At 68.9% G+C, this 11,855-nt stretch carries 11 protein-coding genes; 5 read left to right on the top strand and 6 right to left on the bottom strand.

Annotated features, from left to right (window positions below; genetic code table 11):
* Positions 1–3 precede the first annotated feature (3 nt).
* From B2R83_RS21260 to B2R83_RS21240, 5 genes are all read left to right on the top strand, one after another.
* Positions 4–831: a phosphonate ABC transporter ATP-binding protein gene (locus tag B2R83_RS21260; protein ID WP_292044750.1), complete on the top strand. Its 828-nt coding sequence runs from the start codon at positions 4–6 to the stop codon at positions 829–831.
* Positions 831–1,652: a PhnE/PtxC family ABC transporter permease gene (locus tag B2R83_RS21255; RefSeq protein WP_292044748.1), complete on the top strand. Its 822-nt coding sequence runs from the start codon at positions 831–833 to the stop codon at positions 1,650–1,652. The genes B2R83_RS21260 and B2R83_RS21255 overlap by 1 nt, the downstream gene beginning before the upstream one ends.
* Complete coding sequence (gene phnE / locus B2R83_RS21250) at positions 1,649–2,440, top strand: phosphonate ABC transporter, permease protein PhnE (protein WP_292044746.1); 792 nt, start codon at positions 1,649–1,651, stop codon at positions 2,438–2,440. The genes B2R83_RS21255 and phnE overlap by 4 nt, the downstream gene beginning before the upstream one ends.
* Positions 2,441–2,453: 13 nt before the next feature.
* A complete protein-coding gene (locus tag B2R83_RS21245; protein ID WP_285377834.1) occupies positions 2,454–3,098 on the top strand; it encodes an ABC transporter ATP-binding protein in 645 nt (214 codons plus the stop codon).
* Between the two features lie 177 nt (positions 3,099–3,275).
* On the top strand, positions 3,276–3,563 hold the full coding sequence (locus tag B2R83_RS21240) for a hypothetical protein (RefSeq protein ID WP_027864977.1): 288 nt from the start codon (positions 3,276–3,278) through the stop codon (positions 3,561–3,563).
* A 7-nt stretch (positions 3,564–3,570) separates the two neighbouring features.
* Here the strand turns inward: B2R83_RS21240 and B2R83_RS21235 are convergent, their stop codons facing one another.
* From B2R83_RS21235 to B2R83_RS21210, 6 genes are all read right to left on the bottom strand, one after another.
* Positions 3,571–4,056, bottom strand: coding sequence for a hypothetical protein (locus tag B2R83_RS21235; protein ID WP_292044741.1), 486 nt, complete (start codon positions 4,054–4,056; stop codon positions 3,571–3,573).
* A 91-nt stretch (positions 4,057–4,147) separates the two neighbouring features.
* A complete protein-coding gene (locus B2R83_RS21230) occupies positions 4,148–5,308 on the bottom strand; it encodes a response regulator (protein WP_292044740.1) in 1,161 nt (386 codons plus the stop codon).
* Positions 5,305–8,382: a response regulator gene (locus B2R83_RS21225; RefSeq protein ID WP_292044739.1), complete on the bottom strand. Its 3,078-nt coding sequence runs from the start codon at positions 8,380–8,382 to the stop codon at positions 5,305–5,307. Before B2R83_RS21225 ends, B2R83_RS21230 begins: the two co-directional genes overlap by 4 nt.
* Positions 8,383–8,404: 22 nt before the next feature.
* Positions 8,405–9,223, bottom strand: a complete 819-nt coding sequence (locus tag B2R83_RS21220; RefSeq protein WP_292044738.1) for a substrate-binding periplasmic protein — start codon at positions 9,221–9,223, stop codon at positions 8,405–8,407.
* 117 nt (positions 9,224–9,340) lie between these two features.
* Entirely contained in the window at positions 9,341–10,486 is a 1,146-nt protein-coding gene (locus B2R83_RS24005; RefSeq protein WP_292044736.1) for a GGDEF domain-containing protein, read from the bottom strand.
* A 188-nt stretch (positions 10,487–10,674) separates the two neighbouring features.
* A complete protein-coding gene (locus B2R83_RS21210; protein ID WP_036211786.1) occupies positions 10,675–11,847 on the bottom strand; it encodes a GGDEF domain-containing protein in 1,173 nt (390 codons plus the stop codon).
* Positions 11,848–11,855: the final 8 nt, after the last annotated feature.

Raw genomic sequence — 11,855 nt, 5'->3', positions numbered from 1 at the left:
GCGATGACTTTCCGGCTCGAGAAACTCACGGTACGCCACCTGGCGGCAACGGCGCAGGCGCCGGCCGCCCTCCATGAGCTCGACCTGGACGTCGCGCCCGGCGAGCAGCTGGCCCTGATCGGCCCTTCCGGCGCCGGCAAGACCACCCTGCTCGCCACCCTCGCCTGCGCCCACCGCCCGCAGTCCTCGGACGTGGGCGGCTTCTCCGTGTTCGGACAAGACCCCTGGGCCTTGCCGCAATCGGCACGCCACCGCCTGCGCGCGCGCCTGTTCCTGGCGCCGCAGACCCCGCCGCTGCCGCCGCGCCAACGCGTGGTCACCGCGGTGCTGGCCGCGCGCCTGCCCCACATGAGCCTGTGGCAGGCCTTCGCCTCGCTGGTGCGCCCGAGCGACCCGGATGCGGCCTACGCCGCCCTGGCGCGCTTCGGCCTGGGCGACAAGCTGTATGCGCGCGTCGACCGCCTGTCGGGCGGCGAACGCCAGCGCTGCGGCCTGGCGCGTCTGCTGCTCTCCAGCGCCGAAGCCTTCCTGGTCGACGAGCCGATCTCCGCGCTCGACCCGGCACTGGCCCGCCATACCCTGGCCACGCTGCAGCAGGAGGCCTCGGCGCGCAAGGCTAGCCTGGTGTGCAGCCTGCACCAGGTCGAGATGGCGCGTGCCCACTTCCCGCGCCTGGTCGGCCTGCGCGCCGGGCGCATCGTGTTCGATGCGGCGACTAGCGCGGTGAGCGACGCCATGATCGCCGCCCTGTACGAGAACGAGGCGGTCGAAGCGCCTCCGCAGCATCCGCACGAGCCGCCCGAGCGGATCGCCGTCGGCGCCTGCTTCTGATGAAGGCCGCCCATCCGGACCCGGCCTGGCGCGGCCGCGTCAGCGCCACGCTCGTCGGCCTGCTGCTCCTGTGGCCGATGCTGGCGGCCAGCGAGTTCAAGCCCTGGCTGCTGTTCGACCCGCAAAGCCTGGCGGCGGCCTGGCACTTCCTGTCCGACTTCCTGCGTCCCTCGCTCGAGGGCGAGTTCCTGGCCATGGTGCTGCGCGAAACCTGGCAGACCGTGGCCATCGCCACCGCCGGCCTCTCGCTGGCCCTGCTGGGCGCGATCCCGGCCACCATGCTGATCAGCGAGCGCCTGTCGATTTCGCGCCTCGGCACCGGACGCATGCATCCGCTGGCGTCGCTGGTGCGCCAGCTGCTGCGTTGGGTGCTGGTGCTGTTGCGCAGCGTGCCCGAACTGGTATGGGCGCTGCTGTTCGTGCGCATCGTCGGCCTCGGGCCGACCGCCGGGGTGCTGGCCATCGCCCTGGCCTATTCGGGCATGCTGGCCAAGGTCTATGCCGAGATCCTCGAGTCCTCCGATGCCCACGCGACCGACATCCTGCTGGCCAACGGCAGCGGACGCCTCCCGGCCCTGCTGTACGGCGCCCTGCCGGAATCGAGCGCCGAACTGGTGTCCTACACCGTCTACCGCTGGGAATGCGCGATCCGCGGCTCGGCGGTGATGGGCTTCGTCGGCGCCGGCGGCCTGGGCCAGCGCATGGAAGAGTCGACCAAGATGATGGCGGGCGGCGAAGTGTCCACCATGCTGATCATGTTCGTGCTGCTGGTGGCGCTGGCCGACCTGGTCTCTAAGCTGCTGCGCCGGAGGCTCGGATGACGCCGCAGCTGCCGCCACCGCCGCCGCGCAGCTGGGGCACCCCGCTGCTGCTGCTGGCGCTGGCCGCCCTGGTGGTGGCGAGCTTTGCCTCGCTGCCGCTGCAATGGTCGGCCTTCTTCACGCCCGAGGCGCTGGCGTCCGGCGCGGAATTCCTGGCCGGCTTCACGCCGCCCGAGACCGGCCGCGCCTTCCTCGCCAAGACCGCCGGCGCCCTGTGGGAGACGCTGGCCATGTCCCTGGTCGGCACCTTGCTGGCGGTGATTGGTGGCATGTTGCTTGCCCTGCCCGCGGCCGGCCGCATCGGCCGGGTGCTGCGCGGCCTGACCCGGGCGCTGCTGAACATCCTGCGCTCGATCCCGGAACTGGTGTGGGCCGCCCTGCTGCTGGTCGCGGCCGGGCTCGGCCCCTTCGCCGGGACCCTGGCGCTGGCCGCGCACACCAGCGGCGTACTGGGGCGCCTGTTCGCCGACGCCCTCGAGAACGTCGAGCCGCTGCCGGAAGCGAGCCTGCGCACCAACGGCGCCGCGCCGCTCGCCGCTTTCCTGTACGCTACCCTGCCGCAGGCCCTGCCGCAGATGCTGTCCTATACCCTGTACCGCTGGGAGAACAACATCCGCGCGGCCGCCGTGCTGGGCGTGGTCGGCGCCGGCGGGCTGGGCCAGATGCTGAAATACCACCTGTCGCTGTTCCAGATGCAGAGCGCGGCCACCGTCGTGATCGCGATGCTGCTGCTGGTGGCCAGCGTGGATGCCCTCAGCTTCGCGCTGCGCCGTACGCTGACCCGCTAGGAGCCGGATCGCCATGCTCGTCCTCGACAACCTGACCAAATCCTACGGTGGCCGCACGGTGCTGTCGCAGCTGTCGCATGCCTTCCGCGCCGGCGAGTTCGTGGCCATCATGGGCGAGTCGGGGGTCGGCAAGTCGACCCTGCTGAACATCATCGCGGGCCTGGACGCACCCGACGCGGGCCAGGTGATCGTGGACGGCACGCCGATGTCGGCGCTCGACGACGCCGCGGCGACCCGCCTGCGCCGCACCCGCATGGGCTTCATCTTCCAGGCCTTCCACGTGCTGCCGCACCTGACGTTGCGCCAGAACGTGGCGCTGCCGCTGCTGCTGAACCGCACACCGGACGGGCGCGCCGACGAGATGCTGGCCGCGGTCGGCCTGGCCGGGCGCGGCAACGACTTCCCGCGCCAGCTGTCCGGCGGCGAACTGCAGCGCGTGGCGATCGCCCGCGCGCTGGTGCACCGCCCCGCCCTGCTGCTGGCGGATGAACCGACCGGCAACCTCGACCCCGAGACCGCCGGGGGCATCCTCGATCTGCTGCGCCGTGAAACCCGCGCGAGCGGCGCCGGCGCCATCATGGTCACCCACTCCCACGCGGCCGCCGCCATGGCCGACCAGGTGCTGCTCCTGACACGTTCCGGATTGAAATTAGCGTAAATTCCGCGAAGAAAGACCGATGTTGCGGTCCGTTACGTCCAATTCGTAAATCGCGTGCAGCGCAATCGTAGTAATATCACAACGACCCCACCACATAAGTCCTGACAATACACAGGGGGCTATTTCCAGAACAAGTCGATCTGTCCCGAATTATCGTTTTATATTCGGAGAAGCACCATGAGCGTACGACAGAAAAAACAGGAAATGCTCGCCGCGATGCACCGGGCCCGTGCCCTGGAGCCGTCGAGCTTCGTGCCCAACAAACTGCTCGACACCCTGATCGAGCGCATGCAGCTGAAGAATGATGCCGAGCTGTGCCGTGTACTCGAGGTGCAGCCGCCGATTATCAGCAAGATCCGCCACCGCAAGCTCAACGTCGGCGCCACGATCCTGCTGCGCATGCACGAGAAATCGAACATCCCGATCCGCGAACTGAAGGAGCTCACCAGCGCCTCGGTACACTAGGACGCGCTTAGTCCTGGCTGGCCGGCGGCCTTCCGGTCTTAAGCTGAGGCAGCGCCGCCAGCACCGCCTTGAGGGTCGCGATGTCGACCTGGCCCAGCAGGGCCACACCGATGCGCAGCAGCTCGCTCTTCTTGACGTCGATGCCGGCGCGCAGGCAGGCCTGCTTGACCTCGGCAAGCACGGCGTATTCCTGCTCGGGCATGGTGAAGCTGTCGCGCACCAGCACCGGGCGCGCGGTGTCGGCCTCGCGTACCGCGGCCGGGGCTGCCGTCTTGCGCGGGGCGCGTTTCGCCACCGGGGCGGCCAGCGACTTCGCCGCCGCCTTCGCGGCTGCCTTGACGGTGGGTTTGGCAGCGGGTTTGGCAGACTCTGCTGCCTTGGCCGCCGGCTTCGCGGCAGGTTTCACAGCGGGCCTGGCCGCTTTGGCGGGCGCGGCTTTCGCACGCGCCGCTCCCTTGGCTGCCGCCGTGACGGCAGCGGACTTCCTGGGCATTACTGACTCCATCGTTCAACAAGCTAAACAATATAGTCGATTTGCCACTAGAGTGCCAACGTGAGCATCAACTCGAAGGTGATTTGAACGCTTACCCCGCGTCGTGTCCGTCCTCGTCCGCAAACTCCTGCGCGATGCCGGCGAATTCCGCCTCCAGCGCAAAGAAGGCGTCCAGCACGTCCGGGTCGAAATGCGTCCCGCGGCCCTGGCGCATGATCTCGAGCGACTGCGCGTGGGAGAACGGCGGCTTGTAGACGCGGCGCGAGATCAGCGCATCGTAGACGTCGGCCACCGCCATCAGGCGCGCCGATACGGGTATCGCATCGCCGCTCAGGTTTTCCGGGTAACCGCTGCCGTCCCATTTCTCCTGGTGCGAATGGGCGATCTCGCGCGCGAACATCAGGAAGCTGTTGCTGCCGCCCAGGTGCTTCTCGGCCAGCATGATGGTGTCGCGCCCGTAGGCCGCATGCAGCTTCATCACCTCGAACTCCTCCGGGTCGAGCTTGCCCTGCTTTTGCAGGATGCGGTCGGGAATCGCGGCCTTGCCGATGTCGTGCAAGGGCGCCGACTTGGTCATCAGCTCGATGTTCTCGTCGGTCAGGCTGGCGGCGAAGCGCGGGTGGCTGCGCAGCTTCATCGCCAGCGCGCGCATGTAGCGCTGGGTGCGGCGGATGTGGTTGCCGCTCAGGCCATCCAGCGTGCCGTCGCGGGTCTCGGCCATCGCCCCCATCGCCAGGATCAGGGCTTCCTGCATCAGGAGCAGCTGCGCGGTGCGCTGCTGGACCATGCGTTCCAGGTTCTCGTTATGCTCCTGCAACAGCTTGCGCGCCGCGCGCAGGGTCAGGTGGGTCGAGACGCGCGCGAACAGGATCGGCGGGCTGATCGGCTTGCCGAGGTAGTCGACCGCGCCCACCGACAGGCCCATCGCCTCGTCCTCGATCTGGTTCTTCGCGGTCAGGAAGATCACCGGGATGTCGCTGGTGGCCGGGTTGGCCTTCAGCTGGCGGCAGGTCTCGTAGCCGTCCATCCCCGGCATCATCACGTCGAGCAGGATCAGGTCCAGGTCCGGGGTGGCCGCGGCGACCTGCAACGCGGTGCTGCCGTTGGTGGCGACCTTGGTGTGGTACTTGTCCTTCAGCAGGCGCGACAGCAGCATGATGTTGTCCGGCGTATCGTCGACGATCAGGATCGTCGGCCGGTATGGTCGGTCATGCTGCGCGTCCTGCGGCACCCGGTCCTTCAATGAATTCATAGTTGTTCCGCAATGGAGGAAGAAGCGCCGCTGGCCTGGGTCAGCACCAGGCGCGCCTCTTCGAATTCGTAACGCGACAGGTGCGCCTCGAGGCGCGCCAGCGCGCCCGGGCCGAGCAGGCGGCCCAAGGAAGCGCGCACGGTGTCGAAATAATCGGTGGCTTCGCCCGAGAACTCGGCCAGCAGGCGTTCCAGCTGGGCCGCGGCCGCGCGGGCGCGCTCGGCATCGCTGCGGTCCGGCTCGCCCTTCCCGAGCGGCGCCCCGGCCGGCACTTCAGGGGCGTTGGCGAAGTAGCAGTCGAGCGCATCCATCAGGTCGGCCATGACGCGCTCGAGCGCCGCCACGCTGCGCTCGAGCGCGGCAAGGTCGGGCTCGCGCAGCGCAGGCCTGGCGGCCAGCTCTTCGATCTCGCGCGCCAGCGACATCAGCTCGCGTGCGCCGATGTTGCCGGCCACCCCGCGCAGCGAATGCGCACGGCTGGCCACTTCGCGCAGGCGGCCGCCGTCGAAGTCGCTGCGAATGCTGCAGCCGGCGTCGCGCTGGGAGCTGCGGAAGCGGTCCAGCAGCTCGACGTAGAGGGCGCTGTTGCCGCCGACGTTGCGCAGGCCGAAGCCCGCATCGATGCCGGCCAGGCCCGGCAGCGGCGCCAGCTCGGCGGCTTGGTCCTGGCCCGGCAGCGCGGGCGTCGCAAACCGCGCCGGCATCGCCTTGCCCATCCAGCGCGCCAGGGTGGCGTACAGCTTTTCCGGATCGACCGGCTTGGTGATGTAATCCTGCATCCCTTCGCTCAGGCAGCGCTCGCGGATCTCGGCCAGCGCATGCGCCGTCATCGCGATCACCGGCAGCTCGTCGAAGCGCGGGTCCTTGCGCAGCTCGACCGTGGCGGCGTGGCCGTCCAGCTGCGGCATCTCGAGGTCCATCAGCACCAGGCGGTAGGCGCCGGGGCCGGCGTCGAACAGCCTTTCCAGGGCCTGCTGGCCGGTCGAGGCGACGTCCACGTCCACGCCCTGGGCTTCGAGCAGCTCGCGCGCGATCTGCTGGTTGACCAGGTTGTCCTCGACCACCAGCACGCGCGCGCCATGCGCCTGGGCGCGCGCGACGAAGGCGCCGCCCCCGCCGGCCTGGGCGGCCGTGAACAGGCCGGCCAGGGTGCCGGACAGCGCCGACTGCACGAAGGGTTTGAACAGGAAACCGTTGACGCCCGCCTCTTCCGCGCTGGCCTGCACGTCCTCGCGCCCGAAGGCGGTCACCAGCACGGTCAGCGGCGGCGCACACAAGTCCTTGTTCGCGCTGATGCGGCGCACCAGCTCGATGCCGTCCATGCGCGGCATGGTGCAGTCCGTCAGAACCAGCCGGTAAGGCATGCCGGCGGCATCGGCCGCGATGATGGCGCCTTCGGCGTGGCGCGCATCCGATGCGCACTCGACCCGCAGCGGCAGCGCCGCCAGGGCCTCGCGCAGGATGGCGCGCGCCAGCGCGCTGTCGTCGACCACCAGCACGCGCGCGCCGGTCAGCTCCGGCGGCGCCACCAGCGTCGACTCGGGTTCGCCCGAAAGGGCGAAATCGAGGTCGAAGTGGAAGGTCGAACCGGCGCTGGGGGCGCTGTCGACCGCGATGCGCCCGCCCATCAGGCCCACCAGCTGCTGCGAGATCGACAATCCCAGGCCGGTGCCGCCGTACTCGCGCGTGGTCGAGCCGTTGGCCTGGCTGAAGGCGCGGAACAGCTTGGCCTGCTGCTCCTCGCCAATGCCGATGCCGGTGTCGCGCACCGCGAAGCGCAGCTTCACGCGTCCCGGCTCGGCGCCTTTCAGCGGGATGCAGGACAGCTGGATCTCGCCGGCGGGCGTGAACTTGACCGCGTTGTTGACCAGGTTGATCAGGACCTGGCCCAGGCGCAGCGGGTCGCCCACGAGCTTGCGCGGCACCGCGTGCGGCACGTGGAACAGGTATTCGAGGCGCTTGTCGGCGGCGCGCTGGCTGGTGACGCTGGCCACGTTGCCGAGCACCTCGTCCAGGCAGAACGGCACCTGCTCGACGTCGAGCTTGCCCGCCTCGATCTTGGAAAAGTCGAGGATGTCGTTGATGATCCCGAGCAGCGACAGCGCGGCGCGGTGGATCTTGCCGACGTAGTCCCGCTGCTTGGGATTGAGGTCGGTGCGCAGCGCCAGGTAGGCCATGCCGATGATCGCGCTCATCGGGGTGCGGATCTCGTGGCTCATGTTGGCCAGGAACTCGGACTTGGCCACGTTTGCCGCCTCCGCGCGCAGGTTCGACTGGGTCAGTTCCTCGGTGCGGGCGGCGATCTTCTGTTCCAGGTCCTCGTTCAGTTCGCGCAGCTGCTGCTCGATGCGGCTTTTCTCGCGCAGCAGGCCGTTGGTCACCTGCTCGGCCTGGCGCAGCCGGTTCAGGGTGTCGCGGAAACTGCGCACCGCGGACGACAGGCGCCCGACCTGGTCGCGCCGGCCGATGCCGGACAGCCGGATGTCGGTCTCGCCGCGCGCCAGCTTCTCGAGCGCGTCCTGGATGTCGGCGAAGGGCTGCGACATGCGCCGCCCGACCACGAACACGCAGGCCACGATGGCCAGCGTGAGCAGGATATTGGCGCTAGCCGTATGCACGATCTGCTTGCGCAGGTCCTCGTCGATCTGTTCGCGCGAGAAGGCCAGCTCGATCGCTCCCACCGGGTACTTGCGGGTGCCGTCGTTGTAATGGATGCGCTGGCGTACCCACAGTTCGGCCCGGGTGTCGTCGTGGCTGCCGAGCGCCGCGATCAGGCTGCCGTCCGGGGCCAGCACGCGCAGGGTCTGCACTTCGGGCGTCGCGCCGAGCGCGTCCACCACCGAGGACACCGCGGCGCTGTTGATGTCGAACAGCGGGCGCGCCAGCGCCTGCGACAGCACGCGCGCCTGGCGCTCCATGCGCTCCTGCAGGCGCGCGTCGGCGTCCAGGCGCAGGGTATGCAGCGTATAGGTGGTATACACGCCGGTCGACAGCGCGACCGCGAGCACGATGCCGGCGCCGAGCCGGAACACGATATTCTGGCGCCAGTTCTCGACCAGGCGGCGCGGCACCACGCGCACCCGGCTGCGGCGGCCGTTAATGATCTCCCCCGCGGCTGCCGAGCTGCCGGCCGCCGAGCTCCTGCTGTTCGCGCTTGCGGTAGGCGGGACTGTTGCGCACCTCTTCGATCGCATTCCACAGGCGCGTGGCCAGCTGCGGCTGGCTGGTGGCCAGGGCGTTCGACAGCACCAGGAAATAGGGTTTTTCCATCAGCGGCAGCGGCAGCATTTCGAGCCGCTTGCCATGCGGGCCGCGCATCAGGCGCGCGGCATCGCCGCCGCCCATCGCGGCGCCCGCCAGGCGGCCGGCGACCAGTTTCTGCATCAGTTCGTCCGAGCGCTGGCTGCCGTCGTCGGTCGCCACGCCCTGGGCGCGCAGGAATTCCCCCACCGAATAGCCGAGCTGGAAGCCGATGCGGCCGTCCAGGTTGCGGATGCTCTTGCCGTCCCAGTCGAGGCGGCTGCCGCGCGGGCGCACCAGCATGTAGGTATCGAGGTGCATGCGCTTGGAGGCGTCGACCCGCGGGTCGGATGCGCCCGGGGCCACGCCCGGGTAGGCGCCGAGCGCCATGCGCTCGCGGTTGAAGCTGACCGCGAAGGCCCCGCCGACCTGGTTCGCCTTGAGCTGCTCGAGGCAGCGCTTCCAGGGCATGCTCTGGTAATCGAAGGTGACGCCGGTGCGTTTCGCGACCTCGGCCAGCAGTTCGAAGTTCAGCCCGCCGCCATCGAGGGTGCGCCAGGGCCGCACTTCCTGGCGCTCGAAACACAAGGTGAGGTGTTCACCCGGCGCGGCCTGCACCCGGGCATGCGCAAGCAGGCAACAGACGGCCAGGGCGGAAAGCAGGTAGCGGCGCATGGAAAGCTGGCAAGAGGCATGGTTGAACGAACAACACAAGTATGCCACCAGAAGTTTCCAAACAACAGTAAAAACGAGGATTCAGCATGGAAAACGACAGCGCGGTCGCGCGTCGCTTCAGGCCGCCAGGAGCATCTGCGAACGCACCTGGTTGCGCCCTTCGTTCTTGGCGAGGTAGACCGCCGCATCGGCGGCGGCAAACAGATCCTTGATGCCCTGGCCTTCCGTCATGGTCGCCACGCCGATGGAGACCGTGGCCTGCACTCTCGGCTTGTTCAACAGGGGCGCCTGGGCGATGCCGGTACGGATACGCTCGCCCACCTCCATCGCGGTAGCCAGCGATGTTTCCGGCAGCACGACGACGAACTCCTCGCCGCCGAAACGCGCACACACATCGTTGGAACGCAGGAAGCTGCGCAGCGCCTGCGCGAAGGCGCGCAGGACGTCGTCGCCCACCATGTGGCCGAATTCGTCGTTGATGTGCTTGAAGAAGTCGATGTCGAGCATCAGGATCGAGAAAGGCCGGCCCGAGGAAGCAAACTGCGCCACCTGCTGCTTGAGGACGTCATCGAGCGCCCGGCGGTTCCAGTGCCCGGTCAGCGCATCGGTCGCCGCATCGAGCTCGACTTTCTGCAGCGCCGCGCGCAACTGCGCCGCCAGGGAAGCATTGGCATGCTGCAGGCGTATCCCTTCGAGCAAACGCTGCGAGATCGCGCGCGTATAGTAGGCAGTCAGGGCAATGAATACGCTCAGGCCGGCAGCGTAGTCGAGCGCGCTGGGGGTACCGGCAAGCAGCAGCAATCCCGACACCGATACCGCCCACTGCATGCCGATTTGCCCGTAATAAGCCACCACGAAGGTGCCGTACACCTGGGCGTTGATCGAGGTGACGCCGCACAGCAGCGCCATCAGGATGGCGTCGAGCGCCGGGTCGTAGCCGATCAGGAACCAGGTCAAGAGCCCCCATGCGAAGCCGTCCAGCGCGGCGATCCAGCGCAGGCGGACGCCATGCATCGCCAGCGTCGAGCCGGCGCCGATCATCCGCTGCAGGACCCACAGGCTGCCGGCCCAGATCGCGGCGGCGCTGCCCAGCCACAATGCGATCGACTGCATCGGCACATGGTCCCGGCAGAACCAGACGGCAAGCAGCCAGCCGACCGGCGTGGTGGTCAGTGCGCGACGAAGCGCAATCGCACATTCCGAAAAACCTGTCGCGCGCGCAAGCGCCAGGTCGGATTCGCCCATGGGCTGATTGGTGGTCACGACGTCATCGAGAGCTGGTGAAGGAATGTTGTCGCCCGCACCGCGCCTCTTAACCTGAGGTCAACATTGTTTGCGGACATGTAACTTTCAATATCTTGTCAGGCTCCGACAAAGATGTCCAGAAGAAACATGTTCTTGTTGTCGCCTGTCCTCTCCCGGCCGATTCCAGCCGGCCGGGGCAGCGGCATCTAGCTCTCGACAGTCACGGCCGCCGCCTGGCTGACCCGGTTGCGCCCGGCCTCCTTGGCCGCGCGCAGGGCGTCGTCGGCGCGCTGGAACAGGGTCACGGTGCTGTCTTCCGGGCGGATCACGGTCACGCCGAAGCTGGCCGTCATGGCGATCATCGCGCGTTCGCTCTTGACCGGCGAACTGGCGATCGCGGCGCGGATGCGCTCGGCCACCAGCAGAGCCTCGTCCAGGTTGGTGCGCGGCAGCAGGATCGCGAACTCCACGCCTACCAGGCGCCCCACCAGGTCGGAATCGCGCAGCTGGCGCTTGCACAGGTCCACCACGTGGCGCAGCACGGCGTCGCCGGCCGGGTGGCCGTAGCCGTCGTTGACGCGCTTGAACTGGTCGAGATCGAGCACCACCAGCGCGGTCGGCAGGCCGGGCCGGCGCGCCAGCGCCATCCAGGGCGCCAGGGCATTGAAGAAGCCGCGCCGGTTCGGCACGTCGGTGAGCGGGTCCACCACCTCGAGGCGCGCCAGTTCGCGCCCCAGGCGTTCGCGTCCCAGCAGCAGCACGCCGAAGGCGTTGGCCAGCATCAGGAGATACAGCGCGGCGCTGGAGAACTGGCGCAGCAGTTCGCTCGACAGCCAGCGCCAGCCGCCCGGCAGCAGCAGCACCGACAGGCCGCGCGCCGCCACCAGCAGCGCCAGCACGGCGGTCACCAGGGCCAGGAAGCGCTGCAGCAGGCTGGCCTGGCGCCAGCCTGCGGCCAGCGCCGCTGCACAGTTCAGGTAGAGGGCGCCGAGCAGCAGCGACGCCGCCAGGCTGCGCAGCCCCTGCTCGTCGACCAGGTAGCAGAGCAGGAACACCAGGATCGCCAGCCCGCCAGCCAGCAGGGTCGGACGGCGCCAGCCGTCGCGGCCGGCCTCCTGCCAGGACGCGCCGCCCTCGATGGCGACGCCGGCGAACAGCAGCGCATAGCCGCCCGGCAGCGCCAGCGCTTCGGGCACCACGCCGGCTCCGCCCAGCGCCAGCAGGGTCCAGGCGCCCGCCTGCACCTGCTTCGACAAGGCCCAGGCGCTCAAGGCCGCCGGGCGCACGGGGCCGTGGTCGAAGAAGGTCAGCAGCGCGCACAGGGCCAGGTTGCCCAGGGCCAGCACCAACACCATCGTGGTCGCGTCCAGGTTCGTCATGTGTCGGT

The sequence above is a fragment of the Massilia sp. UBA6681 genome (assembly GCF_002454935.1).
Lineage (GTDB): Bacteria > Pseudomonadota > Gammaproteobacteria > Burkholderiales > Burkholderiaceae_D > Telluria > Telluria varians.
Note: the sequence above shows the minus strand (reverse complement) of the source record. Positions and strands in the feature narration are given on the sequence as shown.